General features: G+C 34.6%; 24 protein-coding genes. 18 read left to right on the top strand and 6 right to left on the bottom strand.

Features of this window, described 5'->3' with window-relative positions; all coding sequences use genetic code 11:
• The first annotated feature begins 52 nt into the window (after nt 1–52).
• The 6 genes from ACXAGJ_RS16500 (at nt 53) to ACXAGJ_RS16475 (ending at nt 4,914) form a co-directional block, all read left to right on the top strand.
• Nucleotides 53–1,357, top strand: a complete 1,305-nt coding sequence (locus ACXAGJ_RS16500) for a lytic polysaccharide monooxygenase (RefSeq protein WP_474841230.1) — start codon at nt 53–55, stop codon at nt 1,355–1,357.
• Nucleotides 1,358–1,526: 169 nt separating this feature from the next.
• Nucleotides 1,527–2,546 (top strand): M12 family metallopeptidase, encoded by a 1,020-nt coding sequence (locus tag ACXAGJ_RS16495; protein ID WP_474841229.1) that lies wholly within the window; start codon nt 1,527–1,529, stop codon nt 2,544–2,546.
• 138 nt (nt 2,547–2,684) lie between these two features.
• Nucleotides 2,685–3,044, top strand: coding sequence for a DoxX family protein (locus tag ACXAGJ_RS16490; RefSeq protein ID WP_474841228.1), 360 nt, complete (start codon nt 2,685–2,687; stop codon nt 3,042–3,044).
• 95 nt (nt 3,045–3,139) lie between these two features.
• Nucleotides 3,140–3,673 carry a DUF4442 domain-containing protein gene (locus ACXAGJ_RS16485; protein WP_474841227.1) on the top strand — a complete coding sequence of 178 codons (534 nt, stop codon included), beginning with the start codon at nt 3,140–3,142 and terminating at the stop codon, nt 3,671–3,673.
• A gap of 52 nt (nt 3,674–3,725) precedes the next feature.
• The gene (locus ACXAGJ_RS16480; protein ID WP_474841226.1) at nt 3,726–4,250 is read left to right on the top strand and encodes an STM3941 family protein; all 525 of its coding nucleotides are present in this window, start codon (nt 3,726–3,728) and stop codon (nt 4,248–4,250) included.
• Nucleotides 4,251–4,455: 205 nt separating this feature from the next.
• On the top strand, nt 4,456–4,914 hold the full coding sequence (locus tag ACXAGJ_RS16475; RefSeq protein WP_474841225.1) for a hypothetical protein: 459 nt from the start codon (nt 4,456–4,458) through the stop codon (nt 4,912–4,914).
• A 31-nt stretch (nt 4,915–4,945) separates the two neighbouring features.
• On the opposite strand, the gene ACXAGJ_RS16470 is transcribed toward ACXAGJ_RS16475, so the two are convergent.
• On the bottom strand, nt 4,946–5,125 hold the full coding sequence (locus tag ACXAGJ_RS16470; protein ID WP_073314726.1) for a type II toxin-antitoxin system antitoxin: 180 nt from the start codon (nt 5,123–5,125) through the stop codon (nt 4,946–4,948).
• 2 nt (nt 5,126–5,127) lie between these two features.
• Nucleotides 5,128–5,982 (bottom strand): SPFH domain-containing protein, encoded by an 855-nt coding sequence (locus ACXAGJ_RS16465; protein ID WP_474841224.1) that lies wholly within the window; start codon nt 5,980–5,982, stop codon nt 5,128–5,130.
• 167 nt (nt 5,983–6,149) lie between these two features.
• On the opposite strand from ACXAGJ_RS16465, the gene ACXAGJ_RS16460 reads away from it, so the two are divergent.
• Entirely contained in the window at nt 6,150–6,545 is a 396-nt protein-coding gene (locus tag ACXAGJ_RS16460) for a hypothetical protein (RefSeq protein WP_474841223.1), read from the top strand.
• Nucleotides 6,546–6,660: 115 nt separating this feature from the next.
• A complete protein-coding gene (locus tag ACXAGJ_RS16455) occupies nt 6,661–7,059 on the top strand; it encodes a DUF4345 domain-containing protein (RefSeq protein ID WP_474841222.1) in 399 nt (132 codons plus the stop codon).
• A 44-nt stretch (nt 7,060–7,103) separates the two neighbouring features.
• Here ACXAGJ_RS16455 and ACXAGJ_RS16450 read toward each other — a convergent pair whose 3' ends face one another.
• On the bottom strand, nt 7,104–8,279 hold the full coding sequence (locus ACXAGJ_RS16450; RefSeq protein ID WP_474841221.1) for an alpha/beta hydrolase-fold protein: 1,176 nt from the start codon (nt 8,277–8,279) through the stop codon (nt 7,104–7,106).
• A gap of 206 nt (nt 8,280–8,485) precedes the next feature.
• Here ACXAGJ_RS16450 and ACXAGJ_RS16445 point away from each other — a divergent pair, with 206 nt between their 5' ends.
• The 4 genes from ACXAGJ_RS16445 (at nt 8,486) to ACXAGJ_RS16430 (ending at nt 11,148) form a co-directional block, all read left to right on the top strand.
• On the top strand, nt 8,486–9,004 hold the full coding sequence (locus ACXAGJ_RS16445; RefSeq protein WP_474841220.1) for a GNAT family N-acetyltransferase: 519 nt from the start codon (nt 8,486–8,488) through the stop codon (nt 9,002–9,004).
• Nucleotides 9,005–9,395: 391 nt separating this feature from the next.
• The gene (locus ACXAGJ_RS16440) at nt 9,396–9,980 is read left to right on the top strand and encodes a Crp/Fnr family transcriptional regulator (RefSeq protein ID WP_474841219.1); all 585 of its coding nucleotides are present in this window, start codon (nt 9,396–9,398) and stop codon (nt 9,978–9,980) included.
• A gap of 97 nt (nt 9,981–10,077) precedes the next feature.
• Nucleotides 10,078–10,626 carry a carboxymuconolactone decarboxylase family protein gene (locus ACXAGJ_RS16435; protein ID WP_474841218.1) on the top strand — a complete coding sequence of 183 codons (549 nt, stop codon included), beginning with the start codon at nt 10,078–10,080 and terminating at the stop codon, nt 10,624–10,626.
• A 12-nt stretch (nt 10,627–10,638) separates the two neighbouring features.
• On the top strand, nt 10,639–11,148 hold the full coding sequence (locus ACXAGJ_RS16430) for a DUF1440 domain-containing protein (RefSeq protein WP_474841217.1): 510 nt from the start codon (nt 10,639–10,641) through the stop codon (nt 11,146–11,148).
• Between the two features lie 123 nt (nt 11,149–11,271).
• On the opposite strand, the gene ACXAGJ_RS16425 is transcribed toward ACXAGJ_RS16430, so the two are convergent.
• Nucleotides 11,272–11,661: a Fur family transcriptional regulator gene (locus ACXAGJ_RS16425; protein WP_474841216.1), complete on the bottom strand. Its 390-nt coding sequence runs from the start codon at nt 11,659–11,661 to the stop codon at nt 11,272–11,274.
• A 269-nt stretch (nt 11,662–11,930) separates the two neighbouring features.
• Here ACXAGJ_RS16425 and ACXAGJ_RS16420 point away from each other — a divergent pair, with 269 nt between their 5' ends.
• The 5 genes from ACXAGJ_RS16420 (at nt 11,931) to ACXAGJ_RS16400 (ending at nt 16,013) form a co-directional block, all read left to right on the top strand.
• Nucleotides 11,931–12,839, top strand: a complete 909-nt coding sequence (locus ACXAGJ_RS16420; RefSeq protein WP_474841215.1) for an NAD(P)/FAD-dependent oxidoreductase — start codon at nt 11,931–11,933, stop codon at nt 12,837–12,839.
• Between the two features lie 67 nt (nt 12,840–12,906).
• The gene (locus tag ACXAGJ_RS16415) at nt 12,907–13,866 is read left to right on the top strand and encodes an alpha/beta hydrolase (RefSeq protein ID WP_474841214.1); all 960 of its coding nucleotides are present in this window, start codon (nt 12,907–12,909) and stop codon (nt 13,864–13,866) included.
• 128 nt (nt 13,867–13,994) lie between these two features.
• Nucleotides 13,995–14,828, top strand: coding sequence for a sigma-70 family RNA polymerase sigma factor (locus tag ACXAGJ_RS16410; protein ID WP_474841213.1), 834 nt, complete (start codon nt 13,995–13,997; stop codon nt 14,826–14,828).
• A gap of 57 nt (nt 14,829–14,885) precedes the next feature.
• Nucleotides 14,886–15,503, top strand: coding sequence for an FMN-dependent NADH-azoreductase (locus ACXAGJ_RS16405; protein WP_474841212.1), 618 nt, complete (start codon nt 14,886–14,888; stop codon nt 15,501–15,503).
• Entirely contained in the window at nt 15,504–16,013 is a 510-nt protein-coding gene (locus ACXAGJ_RS16400) for a cupin domain-containing protein (RefSeq protein ID WP_474841211.1), read from the top strand.
• A 125-nt stretch (nt 16,014–16,138) separates the two neighbouring features.
• On the opposite strand, the gene ACXAGJ_RS16395 is transcribed toward ACXAGJ_RS16400, so the two are convergent.
• Both ACXAGJ_RS16395 and rpsU read right to left on the bottom strand, forming a co-directional pair.
• Nucleotides 16,139–16,330 carry a cold-shock protein gene (locus ACXAGJ_RS16395; protein ID WP_073314698.1) on the bottom strand — a complete coding sequence of 64 codons (192 nt, stop codon included), beginning with the start codon at nt 16,328–16,330 and terminating at the stop codon, nt 16,139–16,141.
• 317 nt (nt 16,331–16,647) lie between these two features.
• Nucleotides 16,648–16,848: a 30S ribosomal protein S21 gene (rpsU, locus tag ACXAGJ_RS16390; protein ID WP_474841210.1), complete on the bottom strand. Its 201-nt coding sequence runs from the start codon at nt 16,846–16,848 to the stop codon at nt 16,648–16,650.
• Between the two features lie 362 nt (nt 16,849–17,210).
• Here rpsU and ACXAGJ_RS16385 point away from each other — a divergent pair, with 362 nt between their 5' ends.
• A complete protein-coding gene (locus ACXAGJ_RS16385) occupies nt 17,211–17,843 on the top strand; it encodes a LysE family translocator (protein ID WP_474841209.1) in 633 nt (210 codons plus the stop codon).
• The last annotated feature ends 20 nt before the right edge of the window (nt 17,844–17,863 follow it).

Genomic DNA, 17,863 nt, shown 5'->3' with positions numbered 1-17,863 from the left:
CTTTACTACCCCTAGCACTTTTTAAAATAATACTAATCTAAATTTTGATATTATGAAAAAAATTAAACTGTGCTCATTTTTCCTGTTTTTATTGAGTTTTTCTCAACTTGTTTTTTCGCACGGGACCGTCATTTGGCCCCCCAGTCGAATTTATAATTGTTACAACAATCCAACAACTAGTATATGTCAACCTTGTGGTGATGCAGTTTATAATTGGATGGGAGTTCTACAACCGGATACTAATTTTGGTAGACACCAGGATTTTGTGCCCGACGGTCAAATTGCCAGTGGAGGTAATGGTAGCGCAATAGATTTTAGCTGCCTGGATGCGTTAACGAATGTCTGGCCGGCAACAACAGTTAACCATGGATATATAGATGTGCAATGGCAAAATACAGCCCCGCATAAAACACAATACTACAAAGTATATATTACCCCTTTGGATTGGAACCCTTCCCAACCATTACGCTGGAATGACTTGTTAGAAATTGGTCATGTCGGTCAAAGCCCGGCGGCAGCATTTACTACAATTAGATCTTTTATTCCAGATTCTTATGCTGGTAAACGAGCTGCTCTGGTAAGTGTTTGGCAACGGGATTATAACGAAAGTCACGAAGCATTTTATTCGGTAAGCGATATAATGGTCGATGGTGCAACCGGATGTAATACGGGAGATTCAGTAGCTGTTACTTTTAATAACACCACGGATTGCACACTTCAGTATTTTCAAGATAATACTCTTATGGGAACAGCCACTGCTGGCAATGTATATGATACAAATACGACAGTAGGTAGCCAATGGCAGGCAAAAGATCTTTCTAATCATCTAATTAGTGAATTTACTGTGAATTGTGAGCAACTGGTCTACACTTCTGTAGGGAATTGTGAAGGTACTGGAAGTGATGAATGTGGTGGTTTGACTACTTGGTTGCCTACAACAATTTATATAGGCGGTGATGAAGTGGCATATAATGGAATAGCATACCAGGCAAAATGGTGGACCCAAGGAGATCATCCAGAAGCTAATTCAGGTCAATGGGAGGTGTGGAGAAATATGGGCGACTGTACTAGTGCTATTAGTAATAATGTCAAGCAAAAGTTTGAAATCAAAAGCGTTTCGAATGCATTTGGCAATGTTTTAGAAGTAACATACCAAGTAGATATACCCAGAAAGTTAACAATGACGATACGAAGTTTATCCAATCAAAAAGTGTTAACGGTATTTGAGAACGAACTCAAAATACCTGGATCAAACCAACATTATTTTGATACCAAGTATTTGACGCCGGGAATTTATTTATGTGTTTTGGAGGATCAAAATGGGATCTTTGTTACCTACAAAATCGTTGTTAGATAGTATAAAGTAAATCGTTAGAAATATGATCTATCGAATACTAAATCAACGCCTTCGGATACTAGTTTAGTACTGGTCAATAAGCAATGTAGGATGTACTTTTGGGAGGTCAAAAACCAAACGACCACACCAAAACCAATTTATATCTAAACCTAATACAAACTCAACTAATATGAAAAAGACAATCGCAAAGTCATTGTTTTTAGGGCTTTTGGTTACTGCATGTACCCATGAGACCTTTGACGATACGATTCTTAATCAATCGTCAAAAGAAGAAACCGTAGAAGTAGCTTTCCCAAATGAAACGGGTAAAGTAAGTGAAATGTACCACGCCGGAGAAAAATTGGCCATAGAAGAGATCAATGGACAGTTTGTTATGGAAGGGGATATTATTTTCGAAAAGGACATGTTGACTCGAGATCCAGAAAAACTTGTTTTTGAGCCGGGTGAAAGCGGGGCAACCAAAAGTGTAGGTAGAACTGGAGCGCGTTGGCCCAATAACACCGTCTATTATACTGTCGATGCCGATTTACCAAAGCAGTATCGAGTTACAGATGCTATAGCTCACTGGGAAGCAAATACTGCATTAACCTTTGTACGTCGTACTAACCAATCTAATTACATTCGATTTAGAAAAGGGTCGGGGTGTTCTTCTAGTGTAGGAATGATTGGAGGTCGTCAGAATATCAATTTGGCTGATGGTTGTTCTACTGGAAGTACAATTCATGAGATTGGCCATGCAGTAGGGTTATGGCATGAGCAGAGTCGAGCGGATCGAGATGACTGGATCACTATACAATGGCAAAACATCCAATCGGGGAAAGAACATAATTTCCAAACTTATGTACAACGAGGACGAGATGGAGATGAATACACCAATAGCTTGGATTTTGGTTCGATTATGATGTATAGTTCAAGATCATTTTCAAAAAATGGGCAACGTACGATCACCAAAAAAGACGGTAGTGGCTACAGTACACAACGTAATGGATTATCTGCCGGAGATTTGGCAGGGATCAATAAAATGTATCCAGCCGACGGAGGAGGAGAAGAGTACGAAAATGGAAATTATTACACTATCCAAGGAGTACGTGTATACCGTTGGAATGACCAATGGTGGTATTACGATCGTAATCAAAGCCGTTGGAGACGTGTAGAATTAAGAGGTACCACTTGGTATTATATCAGTTAAGCATACGTTTAACAATCGTCATTGAGTTATCCCTGGAATCTTTAAGAATCTGGGGATTTCTTTTTTCAGAATGCTTATTTTAGTTGTTTGGATCAAGATCTTAGAATCGTCAACATTAAGTTTTTGAGCATATCATTTATGAAAGCAATCTATTGGACATCAACCCTATTATTATCAGCAATTTTACTGTGGAGTGCAATTGCCTATTTGATCAACAAAGAAATGATTGAAGGGGTCAAGGCTCTTGGTTTTCCTGATTTTTTTAGGGTTCAACTAGCAATTCTTAAAATTATTGCAGTATTGTTACTATTGATCCCGCAAGTCCCACTACAAGCCAAAGAGTGGGCTTATGCGGGGACAGGGTTGTTTTTTATCACTGCGATTGTAGCCCATATTGCGCATAAAGACGGTTGGGGAATTACCCTTCTCAACCTTGTATTTATTGTGGTATTGATCACTTCAAATGTATATTTACACAAACTATTGGCTACTCGTTAAACATTGAAAAAAATACTTCTCAAAATAATGTAGTATAATTTGTACAGCAATGCCTAGTTTTGTCGATACAGACGAAATTGCAAAAACAAAATGTAATGTCCATTTACCAAAAAATAGCTGCAGTAGGCACCAAATATTTAGGAAAAGATATCCTTTTTAAATACGGATTCAATTTGTCACCCATGTATCGGCGCAGTACTGGTCGTGTAATCCAGGCATCAAAAGATCTGTTGCATATTCGGATACGTATTAAGATCAGTTATAAAAACAAAAACTATGTAAGCTCTATTTTTGGAGGAAGCATGTTTTCTGCAGTAGATCCTATTCCTATGGTGCAATTAATGAACCTAATCGGAGATGATTATGTGGTATGGGATAAATCTGCTCAGGTATTTTTTAAACGACCAGCCAAAGAACATTTGTATGCTGATTTTACTTATACAGTAGAAGAATTGAATGATATCACTCGCAAAGTACAGCAGGAAAAAGAGATCGAGATCGAAAAAATAACTTATCTCACTAATAAGGACAACAATAAAACCTTTTGTGAGGTAAGAAAGATCATCTATATAGCAGATAAGACTTTTTACAAAGAAAAACGAAAGCAAGCCAAACAGCATCAACATTAGCCATTATTGGCTTTTTATTTCTTACATTTATAATAACCAATACCAACCAGTAATGCAAGAAATAAAGATCTATAAATCTCCTTGGAAAGCGATAAAACTAATGCTTTTGTGTTCCATATTTGTCGTACTTGGGATTTGGTTATTAACTACAGATGCGCCTCGTTGGGTATCCTGGTTGGGGATAGGTTTTTTCGGGTTGGGTTATCCTGTGGGGATTTATAATTTATTAGATCGCAGACCACAAATTATTATCAATACCATTGGAGTTTTTGATCGTACTGCGCATAATGAATTTATCAACTGGGAGCTAATACAAGATGCCTACCCCATAAGCATTAGCGGGCAGGAATTTGTGTGTTTAGTGATCGATGAACAATTTAAACCTTCACATAAGCAAAGCCGTTTTAAACGTAATGTAGTGCGATGGAATGAAGCTTTGGGCGCGCAAGAACTGAACCTGAATCTAGGTCAGGTAAAAATAGATGCAGTAAAGTTGACCTACCTTATTGTTGCTATGATACAGGCCGAGGTAGATCATCGTGAGCAACTCTTAAAAACCTTACCTTCTCCTACCTAAAAATAAGCTTATTTTGTTTATGATTCCTATTTATTTTTTAATGAAAAAGGAGTATATTGGTATTGATAAATTGGTTAACCAAATCTGAAAAGCCATAGCTCTTTACCGGATATTAAAATTGTTAGTTTTTTAATCTAAAGCGTAATAAGAACAGATGTTAACCATTAATCAATTGAGACCAATACTCACCTAAAACCTAAACAACATGAATACTCAAAAAGAAGTCAAACTATCTTCAAATTGGACTAGTTTTGGATTGTATGCGGCCGGTATATTTACATTATTTCTTTTGGCTATAGGTTTATTCGCGGTAATAGAATATGAATTCAATGAACGAATGTTATTAGGGGGAGTATTATTACTCTTACTGGTAGTATTAGTAATTTATCAATTTCTGTATGCATGTGATGCACGAATTGTAGGAGATAAAATTGTTTTAAAAAAGAAATTTAGACGGGCTAAATCGTATTCTTTTGATAAAATCGGGTATCCTGATTCATTTCAATTAAAAAAGACAAAATACATAACAGTAGAAATGAGAAATGATGATGGAAAATTTGAGACTTATCTTATTATTAATACTAGATCCTTTCTATTTCCTGAAAATAAAGATGCCGAACGAGTATTGATAAATCTAAGGAATATTGCCAGGATGCAAAAATAATAAGAGTTATCTATATTGATAATTTTTCGATCTAAGCATCATCATCTTTATCTCGCCCCTTTTTTGGTAACCGTTTTGCTTCTTTTAAGCTTTTATGGATCATCCATTCGATTTGGCCATTAACACTACGAAACTCATCATCAGCCCATTTTTCGATTTGTTTAAATAGCTCTGGGTCAATACGAAGTACAAATGATTTTCTTTTACTCACAATTAAGAATTTAGAGTTCCGGTATTCACTACAGGAACCGCCTCTTTATCACCACACAAAACTACCATTAAATTGCTAACCATAGATGCTTTTTTATCATCATCAAAATCAATGATATCGTCGGTAGATAATTTATGCAAAGCATCTTCAACCATACCTACAGCACCTTCTACAATTTTCTTTCTGGCGGCTACAATGGCAACCGCTTGTTGACGTTTTAACATCGAGCTTGCAATTTCCGGAGCATAGGCTAGGTATCCAATTCGGGCTTCCATTACTTTGATTCCTGCAATAGCGAGACGTTCGGTAATTTCATTTTCCAAGGCTTCGTTTACCTCGTCCATACCAGAACGTAGGGTAAACTCTGCCTGTTCATCATCAAAATTGTCATAAGGATACGATCCGGCAAGTTTACGTACTGCGGCATCGGTCTGTACCTTTACAAATTCTTCATAGTTGTCTACATCAAAAGCTGATTTGTAGGTGTCAGAAACTTGCCAAACCAGAATCACATTAATCATAATGGGATTACCAATTTTGTCATTGACCTTTACACGTTCACTATCAAAATTTCTAGCACGTAACGAAATTTTTTGTCTAGAAAAAAACGGATTGGCCCAAAAGAAACCATTGTCTCGGACTGTTCCTTTATAAGCACCAAATAATACGAGTACTTTAGAACTATTAGGATTAACAATAAAGAAGCCTTTAACAATCAGAATAATGAGTAATCCAAGCAGTAAGAAAAGAGGATTGTCGAAAATGATCAAACCTGTCATCATACCTGTAATGGTTACGACTAGTATAAATAGCATTATATATCCATTGGTCGCTTTAAATTCTGTTTCTTTTTTCATTTTGATATTGTTTTGATATCATAATAATACTAATTATTTTTTAGATTTAAAAATTAGAATGGCATTTTTCGATAAAATTTTAGTTTGGGTTGTATATTGGAGTTATGAAACATATGTGTGATTTAGTTGATGTTTTTAGCGTATTTTTTTAAGAATCAATATCGAAAATGAGCGTACTTTTTATAATAATCGGAATCTTTCTAGGAATCATTTTTTTATTGATTGGAATTATTTACTTAAGACATTTTATACCATTGCGTCCTGAAGAAAATGGATTTAAATTTGTTTATATTAATGATGATGGGACAGTACGAGAATTGTATCAAGATGAAATGGAGTACCTCGAAGAGGAATTTCATCCAACTGATGGTGCTAGACCTTACATAAAAAGTAGATATAGTTCTTTGGCGCCTGATGATAGAATGTCAGGTTTCATACCCCGAAATAGAGTCCCCAAAAAGATTATAATCAAACCCGTAGTATCTAAAAATAGAAAAAAAGTGACATATACACTTGATAAAAATGGTGCAACAGGAGTTTTTTCGAAAGTACGAGATTCCTAGATAAATGTATCCTATTTAAACTCTTCTGTGCTATCCCTTTTCGAACAAATCAAAACGCTTTTCAAACAAGTTGACGCTGCTTTTTTGACTCATATTTGTATTAAAATAATAAGTCATGAAAGTTATACATTTAATCAAGGTATTATTAGCTATAGCAAGTTTGGTAGCTTTATGGATTGGAGAAGCTTTGACATTTACTCCTTTAGATTTTCATGCTGCGTCTCAGATTGTTTTTGAATCGCCAAGTGCCAGTTTGTTAAGTGAATTACGATCTCCGGGTGGGGTACTAGTAATTGCTGGATTTCTAATGTTTTTAGGAATATTTCAGAAAAAAATGATAAGGCTATCGTTAACCGTTTCTACTATGGTATATCTTGGGTACGCATTGGGAAGGTTGGTAAGTTGGACGCTTGATGGCACACCAAACCAATCTTTGCTAATAGCATTGGCTATCGAATTACTATTAGGGACACTATCCGCATTGGTTTTATTAAAAAACAAACCTCTAACATAGGTTACTAGGAGAGTCAGACTAAAAAAGGAAGGAGAGTTCCTTTTTTAGTCATAGCCAGCTAACATTTCGTCAATCCATTCAGAAGTGTTTTTATAATAGTTCTCACTAAAATCAGATTTCTGTTCGTCTAATAGTTTTTTGGTTTTTAAAAACATGGTTTTTGCCTGTTCCTTTTTACCCATTTTATCATACAAGTCACTCACATTGGCATGTATTTGTACATGGTTAGGCTTTTTGGCAATAGCCATAGTGTAAATAGCTAAAGCAGTTTCATAATCTTTCAGAGCTTTAAAATCGTTGGCGACAAAATTCAAATACCCAGCACTTGCTTCATGTATATATCCAAAAGTTGCTTTTTGGTTTTTGTTGAAAAGAGTGACTTCTTTAGCTAAATCACTATTAGGTTTTTTAGCCAGATCTTCCATTACCTTTTGATCCGCAAAATAATTGCGACTCATACTAATCAAACCATCGCAAATCGAAGGTCCAACAATTTGCCAATGCCCTACACCTTTGATGGATCGAGGTTGCCAGGCGATTGTTGTATTTGGATATTTGATTAACAAAGAATCAATACTATTCACATACCCTTTGAATTCTTTTTCTCTACGGCCTACATCTCCATGGCTAAAATACAAGTATTTACCAAAGGTAGTTTTGGTTTTTAATAAAGAATCGGCATGTTTTACAATGACATTATCCTTATCTCCAAAAGAAGGACTGATACCAACATAGGCATCAAACATATCACGTTTGTCACTAAATATGGTATTACCTACAAATGCGCCACCCCATGAGTGTCCTACGATAGCCCTAAAAGAGTCTGTTCGGTACTCTTTTTCTATTAACGGGAACACCTCTTTGGCCAAATGTTCCTGCAATTTGGAAGATTTTGGATTAAATTCTGGTCCGCGTTGATCCGAAACCACGCCTACAACAATCATAGGCATTACCGAATAGTTGTCTACCATGTATCCGATGTTTCCTTTAGCGGCATCCCAAAATATCTGATGTTGTGCATCCAGTACGTACGTCACTGCATATTTTGAAATAGAATCCCGATGATACCGATTGGGTAGAAATACTTTTACACTACGTTTCTTTTCAAAAATTTTGGAATCGATGGTATGTTCAATTTCTGATTGGTTTTTATCTTGCCCAAATGCCAGGCAACTCATAAATAAAATACAAAGACAAAGGATGGTTTTAATAAATTTCATGACGGCTAGTGTTTTGTAGAAGTAAATATTAGTTTGTGTTACTCGTAACGTATAGTGTTACTATACGTTAGTAAAGAGTACATTTTTTTTGGATTGTTACACTTGTACAACAAAGTGGAATTTTACAACGTAAAAAGCAACGGGTAAGAATATCTTGCATCTTTAGAGCAAACAGATACATTAAAGAACAATAGGAAATCAATATTATGAATGAAATAACTTATGGTAAAGCCAAATACAAAGATGCTTTACGAATATCGGTATTGTTAAAAACCGTATATATTCAAACTTATGCAGTAGATGGGATCACATTTGAGTTTGCCAATTTTATTACCAAAAGATTTTCTACCGACTATATTGAGCAAGTTATCAAAGAAAACCCAAACCAATTGATTGTGGCTTATCAAAACGGGAATCCGGTTGGAGTTGCCGAAATAATGTATCACAGCACCTGTCCAATTCGAAAAATACAAGTTCCAGAATTAAGTAAATTATATGTATTAGAACGGTTTTATGGCAAAGGTATGGGGTTTGGTTTGCTTCAAGAAGTCGAAAAGGAAATACAAATAAATGGATACAAAGAATGCAATCTAGAGGTATATATTCATAATGCTAGAGCGATTACTTTTTACAAAAGACAAGGCTATGTTGCTATCGGTAATGTAGATTTTCCAATGGAATTTAATACTTATGAAAATCTTGTGATGAACAAAGTAATGGTTTAGAAATGATCCGCAAAGAGGGAAGTAATTTAATGAGTGAATTCCTTTCAATTTTGTTACTTTCATATAGGTAGTAAGGTTTATTTAAGGTTTTTCTGATAATTTATATACCAAATATCAAAGATTTGATATCGGATGAAAGTATGGAGTCTCACCTTTTTAGTTAATTATTATCGGTTAGCTTCAGTAACCCGCCCTCTTTTATCTAGAATATAGCAGGAGGAAGGATTTTGGGACTATAAAAGTTTTCATTTCAATTGAAATTAAAAAGCCTTTGAAGAACGTAAATCATTCGAATATTGTATAAGTAATGTCTTATCCATTGTGCTGTATTTGTCCTTCTATTATATATTTGGTTAATGAAAAGAATGTTACCAATTTAACTCATTCAAAAATGAATATTTCCGTTTTTAGAGAGTATATTAAAAACGTTATTACTCTTTCTGATAGTCAGGAATCTTTGCTGTTTGCTGAGGTAAAAGAAAGAAAATATTTGAAGGGTCAGTACATATTACAACAAGGGGATCCTTGTCATTTTTTAAACTTTGTTGTTTCTGGTGCTACCAAGACTTTTCATCTGGATGATAAGGGTAATGAACATATCTTTAGGTTTGCAATCGAAAAATGGTGGGCTACAGATTTACCTAGTTTTATTCATCAAGATATCTCGAATACCAATATACAATGTCTGGAGAATACAGTGGTTGTTCGAATTTCTTTAGAAAGTTTTGAAAAATTGACTCAAGAGATTCCTCAATTCGAACGTTTTTTTCGCCTGCTTTTTCAGAATGTTTCTATTACTCTGGAAAAGAGAATCATTAATAATTTAAGTTTTTCTGCCAAAGAAAGGTATCTTTTGTTTAGAGAAGAATATCGAGAATTCGAGCAGAGAATACCTCAATACATGATTGCTTCCTATCTCGGGATCTCTAAACAATATTTAAGTGAAATTAGAAATCAATTAACTTCTGAACTATAAAATGTTCAACTAGACGAACCATTTTTCTTCATATAGCTGAATGTACAGCATTTGTTGAGTTTTCATCTTTGTATTGAATTAAATAAATACAAAAAGAATGGAAACAAATTCAAAAATTAAATTCGAAGTCCCACTACGGGAACAAATGTCTGAGCACAATTTACCCGTGTTTGATACTATTGTAAAATCCATTGGTTTTATGCCAAATCTTTTCGCAACCCTGGGGTTATCTGATAATGGATTGAATCGATATATATCTTTTCAGAATGCAAACTCTTCTTTGAGTAATAAAGAAAAGGAAGCTATTAATTTGGTGGTAAGCGAAGTAAACGAATGTGATTATTGTAGAGCGGCTCATACTGCTATAGGAAAGATGAATGGATATACAGAGGAACAAGCTCTTGAAATCAGAAGTGGGCAGGCTTCTTTTGACGAAAAACTGAATAGTATTGTAAAGCTTAGTCAAAACATTGTGGATACAAGGGGGAAGGTAAATTCTAGGTACTTGGAATTGTTTTATGAATCAGGGTACAATCAAGGACACCTAGTGGATGTGATTTTGCAAATTGGAGAGAAAACAATGACCAACTATCTCCACAATATTACCCAGATACCAATTGATTTTCCGGAAGTACCTAAAATCTAAAAAAAGAAAACTATGAATGAGAATAAAACTATTACGTCAGGAACATTTGATGACACACAATCATCAAATCCAACGAAGATTATACTTTGGTCTGGGTTGGTAGCTGGTATATTGGATGCTATTGCAGGAGTGATTGTATATTATATTTATTTTGGATTGAATCCTTTACAAGTTTTGCAGTTTATTGCTGCAGGAGTATATGGTCCAGAAGCTATAGATGGAGGTGTGGGAATGGTAATTGCCGGGATGCTTTTTCATTTTTTGATAGCCTATGTTGTTGCTGTTATTTACTTTATAGCATATCCTAGAATAGGCATCTTACGAAAGAATAAAAGAATAATGGGATTGCTGTATGGTTTTGCAATTTGGTTATTTATGAATCTTTTGGTTTTACCAAATTCTAATATTCCTAAAGCACCTTTTGATATAGGGTTAGCAATTATAGGTGTTGTTTGGCATATGGTATTGGTAGGACTTCCCATTGCCGTGATCACTTCGAACTACCATTCGAAGTTAGAGTAGACAATTCTACACGAATGTGAGTACATAAGAAAAGTAAAAAAGTGTAAACCTTTTGGGTTTACACTTTTTACGAATAAAAACGAGTTATAATTTGTAACTTCTGAATTTTCAGGTTACTCTAATTCATATTTCTTTACCTTGACCACAATCCTTACAAACTCCTGTAATTACGCAATTCACATTCTCTACTTCATATTCTTTGGCCAAAGAAAAGTGCACAGGAATCGGTAAACACTCAATGGTTTCACATATTTTACACCGAAAATGGAAATGATCCTTTAATTGTTGATGATCATCGCATTTCATACATAAAGCAAAATACTGTTTCCCATCATCAGCAACAATTCTATGTAATACGCCATCATCACAAAAACGATTTAATACTCTATAGATGGTAGCTCTATTGATATCGATACCAATTTTCTTCTCAATAGCATCTTGACTCATTGCTTTGGCTGTTGATTCCAGAACAGAAAGCACGGCCTCTTTTGTAGGAGTATTTCTTCGTTTCATCTGTTTTTATTTGTTGTTTTCACTGGTCAGATGGAATCGCCATATAATCAGTTCTGTTGAAGATCAACATAATGGTTATGGCTTATTTCATATGACAAATGTAAATATTTTATTGCGACTTCATTGCAATAATATGAAATAGGTTTATATTTGTACGAATGTTATTGCGACTAAGTCGCAATAAAAAATAAAATAGATGAAAAACGAGTTGGCAAGAGGTTTGGGTTGCGTGAACCCTTTCTATAGCTAATTTTTTAAATGGTAAGAAAATGAATACAGAGAATAATTTTGAAGTCATCATCATAGGAGGGAGTTATGCAGGTTTATCTGCAGCAATGGCATTAGGCCGTTCTTTACGTGAGGTATTAATAATCGATAGTGGTTTACCCTGCAATCGGCAAACACCACATTCTCATAATTTTATTACCCAAGACGGAGTACAACCGAGTGTAATTGCAGAAAAAGCCAAAGCACAAGTATTGCAGTATAAAACTATAAAATTTGTTGAGGACCTGGCAATCGAAGGTAAGAAGTCTAATCAAGGATTTCATGTCTTTACAGAAAAAGGAGAGAAGTTTATTGCTCAAAAATTGATTTTTGCTACTGGAGTAAAGGATTTGATGCCGGCCATAAAAGGCATATCAGAATGTTGGGGGATTTCTGTAATTCACTGCCCATATTGTCATGGTTACGAAGTACATCATAAAAAAACAGCAATTATGGCTAATGGTGAAAAAGGGATGCATTTAGCAACTTTGGTTGCTAATCTAACCGATGATCTAACTATTATCACTTCTGGAAAAGCAGATTTTGATAAAGAAGAGCTCTCAAAACTCAAGCGCAACAATATTGAGGTCATAGAAAAAGAGGTTTTGGAAATAGAACACGAAAACGGGTATGTGAAAAACGTAATTTTTGCGGATCACAGTACAACAAGTTTTGAAGCTGTATATGCTTCCGTTCCTTTTGTTCAGCATTCGGATATTCCAGCTTCTTTGGGTTGTACATTAAACGAGCAAGGCTATCTGGAAGTAGATATGATGCAAAAAACAACCGTAGAAGGCGTATTTGCGTGTGGGGATAATACTACTAGGATGCGTTCTGTAGCTAATGCGGTAGCAGCGGGTAATACAACGGGTGCTGTTGTCAATATGGAATTGGCACAAGAGCAATTCTAGATGTTATGGCGAAGTGGTGATGCACAAAGTTGGTATTGTTTTTGATCCAATGCAGTAAATTTTTAGCATGAAAACAACTACCACTATTATACTGATACTAGCATTTTTTTTCAATATTTTGGCCTCTGCACAATCTGTAAAAACTCATGAAGGTGTAAAAATAGGAGGGATTAAACAATGGATAGGTGCCAAAGGAGAAGATGCAACAAAACCAGTGCTTTTATTTCTGCATGGTGGCCCAGGGTTTTCGTCCAAGGTGTATAGCAAGAAGTTTATAAAAGACCTAAAAAAAGATTTTATTGTAGTACAATGGGACCAGCGAGGTAGTGGTTTTACGGCAGCATGGGGATCCGAAGATGATCCTATCTCCATAGACTTGATGCATCAAGATACCAAAGAAGTAGTGGATTATGTATTGCAAAAGTTTAACAAAGAAAAACTGTATTTAGTTGGGTTTTCGTGGGGAGGTGTCCTCGGACTTCAATTTGCGCATCAATATCCAGAACTATTACATGCCTATATATCGGTAAGTGCTATGATCCATGGAGATGCTTCCGAAGCACAAACTTTACAACTTATTAAAGAAAAAGCGAAACAAACCAATAATACGCAAGCTATAGAAGAGCTTGCCGATGTCACTATTCCATTTTCCTCTTGGGAGGCATTGTATGTTCAAAGAAAATGGACTGCCTATTTCTCTAATGCCAAATCCTCAAAAAGGTACTATCCCAAAGCTTTGTTCAAAGAATGGTCTGCAAAATGGATGTCGATTTTTTTGGAGGCTTCCAGGACGGATTATTCGCAGATTGTTCAAAAAATAGATTGTCCGATTTATTTTTTCTTAAGTAAAAAGGACTTGGTGTCAAATTATGAGGTAGCAGAAAAGCTGATCCAAGATATCGAAGCTGATCAAAAAGAAATTGTTTGGTTTTATAATTCTACACATGAGATCCCAAGTGATGAACCTAAAAAGTTTAGTGCTACAATGATTGATATAGTAAGATCTTTATCCAAAAACGAGAAGTAATGTATTAGATTTTGAGGTTTAAAAATGCACGAATAATCAACGTGTCCGCTGTTTTTGATATTATTTTTCACAATGATGTCACATTTTTATAATTTGAATTGTCTTATTATAAAATATAGCTGCTTGTTTTGAAAAACTATCACGACATCTTATTTCCTTACGCCTATAACATCTTAGGTTCTACCGAAGATGCAAAAGACACTATTCAGGATATTTTGATAAAGTATCTATCCATAGATAAATCATCTGTAGAAAATGAGATTGGATACTTAGTCAGATCTGTAATTAATCATGCCATCAATCTAAAAAAGAGGAGAAGTAAAATTACCCGGATGAATGAAGTCTGGTTACCAGAACCTTTTTCTACCGAAAATACGGATGATAGTATTCATAAAGAGGAAATATTATCCTATTCGATGTTGGTGCTTCTTGAAAAGTTAACGGTAAAAGAACGCGCAGTTTTCATTCTAAAAGAAGCATTCGATTATTCTCACAAAGAAATAGCAGAGGTGCTCAGTTTTTCAATAGAAAATTCTCGAAAATTACTGAGCAGGGCAAAGGAAAAAGTCCGGAATACCCAGATCAATGAAAATAGAAATACGGTGTACGATACGTATCCTTTAGAAAATTACGTCAAAGTCATACAAAGTGGGGATCTTATTGCCTTAGAAAACCTATTGTCTAATGATATCGTGGTGGCAGCAGATGGAGGAAAAGATATCAAAGTGGTAAGAGCATTAACTACAGGAATAACAAGTGCTTCTAAACTATTGATTTACGTATACAAAGCGTTTTTGGCAGGGTTAACAATCGAAATGAAGTTTGTAAACCACCAACCGGCTATTTTGTTTTTTCAAAACGGTACCCTATACAACTGCCAGGTTTTTGAGTTAGAAGGGACCAAAATCAAAAGTATCTATTCTATAGTTGATCCAAAGAAATTACGGTCTTTTTTGTTATAAATCAGTCACGTTTTAAAGGGCAGTATTGTCATTCTATTGAATGTAAAAAATCAATAGATGAAAACATTATTAAGAATAGACGCAAGCCTCAGAACCGATGGTTCTCACTCCAGGAATTTAGGCGATTTTTTTGAAACCCATTGGGGAAAAGCAAACCCAGGAGGAAGAGTAATACATAGGGATCTAACCCGAATCAATATTCCGCATTTACAAAATGAAACGGTACAGGCTTTTCATATTCCTGAAGAAAACTATACTCAACAAAACAGGGAGGCGATTGCCTTGTCTGATGCTTTGATACAAGAACTCAAATCAGCAGATCAAATTTTGGTAAGCAGTCCACTGTATAACTTGAATGTACCTTCAGCTTTAAAATCATATATGGATCATGTGGTTAGGTCTGGACATACTTTTATGGTTGATAATGATGGGAATTATAAGGGATTACTGAAAAAAAAAGAAGTTTTCATCATTACTGCCAAAGGGGAGGTTTACAAAAACACGGTTATGGAAGCTTTGGATTTTCAAGAGCCATATTTAACCACCATTTTCGGTTTTATGGGGATAAAGCAAAGGGCCATTTTCTCGCTAGAAGGGACGGCGCATCCAAACATTCTTCAAGAAAATCTAAACCGTCAAAAAGAACAAATACTAGAAATACTAAAAACAAGATAAATGAAAAAGACAGATTATTTTAATGATCAACTGGAAAATGAAGCAGTGATTGTAGCTCCAGAACAAGGAGAAAAACTTGAACTCGAAACCATTTCGATAACCTTCAAAGTGACTAGCGAAATGTCTAATGATCAATTAGGAATTTATGAAATCACCTTACCCCCAATGGCTATTGGTGCAAAGCTGCACTATCATCGATTTATGGACGAAACTTTTATCATAAACGAAGGAGTGTTAACGATGCAAGTGGGAGATAAAGAAATGCAGGTACATCCAGGTACAGTGGCTTACATTCCCAGGTTTACACCACATGGATTTAAAAATGATACTGATGAGACCGTGAAACTGAGTCTGGTTTTTAACCCATCACAAAAACGAGAAGGATTTTTTAGAGGGTTATACGAAACCTTAAACGAAGTTCCTATAGACCCCAAAAAGTATTTGAAATTATATAATAAATACGATAGTTTCCCGGTAGATACTTCGGATATGTTGCCAATAAGAGAATAAAAAATATGAATTACTATATTTCTTAATATTATAAAATACAGACAGTCATATAAACAACAAAGATTGTCTTTGGAAGACAATCTTTGTACTATTTTTCACTTTTTAAAATGATTAGATAATTTGAATTATGAAATCACTTTAACATTAACAGCGTTTAATCCTTTTTTTCCTTGTTCGGTTTCGAATTCAACTTTGTCGTTCTCTCTTATTTCATCTATCAAACCAGTTACATGTACAAAAATATCTTGTCCTGATTCTGATGAAATGAACCCAAATCCTTTTGAGTCGTTAAAAAATTTTACTGTGCCTTCTTGCATCTTACTAAATTTTAAATTATTAAATGTTATAGTGTTCAAACAGTTCTTCTTAATAAAATTTAGAGCTAATTATAATAGTTATAACGTCATCCTAAACACTTAAAAAAATAAAGTAATAATGAAATAAAAAAGGCAAGAAGAGAATAAACTCAAAAAACTAATTACTAAATAATACCTTAAAATCAAAAAGCAGTTCTATTTGAACGCTGCAAAAATAGCATATTTATTCCCAAAATAACCATGATCAAATGAAAAATTATTTTGATAACATTAAATTAATATACAGTAAATGAAGTGCTTGTGTTTTATGATCTTAGCTAGAATTCGTCACTATGCTCTCGAAGATACTTTGCCCTATGTTGCGCTTTTTTCATTTGTTCACGCATTTTAACAGACTTTTTTACGTATTCTTGGCGTGACCTTATTTCTTTTACAAGCTTAACGTTTTTGCATTTTCTCTTATATCGTTTAAGAGCCCTGTCAATACTTTCTCCTTTTTTAACCTGGATTATTAGCATAATTTTAGTTTTAATAGTTATCACCTAAAAGTTCGTAATGATCTCGATTTTTTCGATCTTATTTAAGCATCAATTAAAACAAGCTATATTATCCTCTTAAAGATTTTGTAGTACTGCGATTGATGAATCACAAACGCATATGCATAGATAAGGTATTATTATAACTTATCGCTTATTATTTGAGTTTATTTTTAATTCCGTGAAATCAGTTGTTCTTTAACCATAGATACTCTGATTTATAACAACAAGAAATACTGGATTATCGTATTTTTACAAAGAAAGAACAATGCTTAAGGAAATGCTATGAATGCCGAAATCCGAAATAGGATGATGACTTTAATATAAATGATAATATATAAACTATGATACCCATAACTGATATACTAGTATTTGCGTTAGCAGCTTTACTTATGGTACTGTCACCAGGACCAAATATGATTTATTTAATCTCTCGTTCTCTATCTCAAGGAAAAAATGCGGGGATCATCTCTCTATTTGGAGTAATGTGTGGGTTTTTATTTCATATTCTTATGGTCTCATTTGGACTTACAGCCATATTTTTTGCAGTACCCTATGCATTTGTTGTCGTAAAGTTTCTTGGGGTAGGATATCTGCTTTATCTGGCATATAATTCGGTAAGATCAAAAAACAAGATTTTTAATGCGGATCAAAACCTTAAAAAAGACAAACCCTTCAAGTTGTTTAATATTGGGTTAATGACGAATGTTTTGAATCCCAAAATGGCGGTTTTTTACCTTTCTTTTTTTCCGCAGTTCGTCAAACCAGAATATGGTTCGATTTTAAGTCAGAGTTTTCAGTTGGGAGTAGTACAGGTGATCATCAGTTTTATTGTTAACCTTTTGATCGTGTTATCTGCTGCCAAAATGGCTAGCTGGTTTTCAAAAAAACCAATTTGGTTACGAGTTCAGAAATGGTTTATGGCATCGGTACTCACAGGACTGGCAGTAAAAATGGCATTTGCTAAAGTAAAATAGTCTAAGTGAGATCGAGAGGG

The organism is Aquimarina sp. AWH4_224, from assembly GCF_056160245.1.
Note: the sequence above shows the minus strand (reverse complement) of the source record. Positions and strands in the feature narration are given on the sequence as shown.

Coding starts and splice junctions, on each gene's coding strand:
- ACXAGJ_RS16395 (WP_073314698.1), bottom strand. CDS start 16,330: ATGCAAGAAGGCACAGTAAAATTTTTTAACGACTCAAAAGGATTTGGG.
- ACXAGJ_RS16425 (WP_474841216.1), bottom strand. CDS start 11,661: ATGAAACGAAGAAATACTCCTACAAAAGAGGCCGTGCTTTCTGTTCTG.
- ACXAGJ_RS16400 (WP_474841211.1), top strand. CDS start 15,504: ATGAAAAAGACAGATTATTTTAATGATCAACTGGAAAATGAAGCAGTG.
- ACXAGJ_RS16440 (WP_474841219.1), top strand. CDS start 9,396: ATGAATATTTCCGTTTTTAGAGAGTATATTAAAAACGTTATTACTCTT.
- ACXAGJ_RS16475 (WP_474841225.1), top strand. CDS start 4,456: ATGAATACTCAAAAAGAAGTCAAACTATCTTCAAATTGGACTAGTTTT.
- ACXAGJ_RS16450 (WP_474841221.1), bottom strand. CDS start 8,279: ATGAAATTTATTAAAACCATCCTTTGTCTTTGTATTTTATTTATGAGT.
- ACXAGJ_RS16465 (WP_474841224.1), bottom strand. CDS start 5,982: ATGAAAAAAGAAACAGAATTTAAAGCGACCAATGGATATATAATGCTA.
- rpsU (WP_474841210.1), bottom strand. CDS start 16,848: ATGCTAATAATCCAGGTTAAAAAAGGAGAAAGTATTGACAGGGCTCTT.
- ACXAGJ_RS16415 (WP_474841214.1), top strand. CDS start 12,907: ATGAAAACAACTACCACTATTATACTGATACTAGCATTTTTTTTCAAT.
- ACXAGJ_RS16420 (WP_474841215.1), top strand. CDS start 11,931: ATGAATACAGAGAATAATTTTGAAGTCATCATCATAGGAGGGAGTTAT.
- ACXAGJ_RS16405 (WP_474841212.1), top strand. CDS start 14,886: ATGAAAACATTATTAAGAATAGACGCAAGCCTCAGAACCGATGGTTCT.
- ACXAGJ_RS16445 (WP_474841220.1), top strand. CDS start 8,486: ATGAATGAAATAACTTATGGTAAAGCCAAATACAAAGATGCTTTACGA.
- ACXAGJ_RS16480 (WP_474841226.1), top strand. CDS start 3,726: ATGCAAGAAATAAAGATCTATAAATCTCCTTGGAAAGCGATAAAACTA.
- ACXAGJ_RS16495 (WP_474841229.1), top strand. CDS start 1,527: ATGAAAAAGACAATCGCAAAGTCATTGTTTTTAGGGCTTTTGGTTACT.
- ACXAGJ_RS16435 (WP_474841218.1), top strand. CDS start 10,078: ATGGAAACAAATTCAAAAATTAAATTCGAAGTCCCACTACGGGAACAA.
- ACXAGJ_RS16455 (WP_474841222.1), top strand. CDS start 6,661: ATGAAAGTTATACATTTAATCAAGGTATTATTAGCTATAGCAAGTTTG.
- ACXAGJ_RS16490 (WP_474841228.1), top strand. CDS start 2,685: ATGAAAGCAATCTATTGGACATCAACCCTATTATTATCAGCAATTTTA.
- ACXAGJ_RS16500 (WP_474841230.1), top strand. CDS start 53: ATGAAAAAAATTAAACTGTGCTCATTTTTCCTGTTTTTATTGAGTTTT.
- ACXAGJ_RS16460 (WP_474841223.1), top strand. CDS start 6,150: ATGAGCGTACTTTTTATAATAATCGGAATCTTTCTAGGAATCATTTTT.
- ACXAGJ_RS16385 (WP_474841209.1), top strand. CDS start 17,211: ATGATACCCATAACTGATATACTAGTATTTGCGTTAGCAGCTTTACTT.
- ACXAGJ_RS16485 (WP_474841227.1), top strand. CDS start 3,140: ATGTCCATTTACCAAAAAATAGCTGCAGTAGGCACCAAATATTTAGGA.
- ACXAGJ_RS16430 (WP_474841217.1), top strand. CDS start 10,639: ATGAATGAGAATAAAACTATTACGTCAGGAACATTTGATGACACACAA.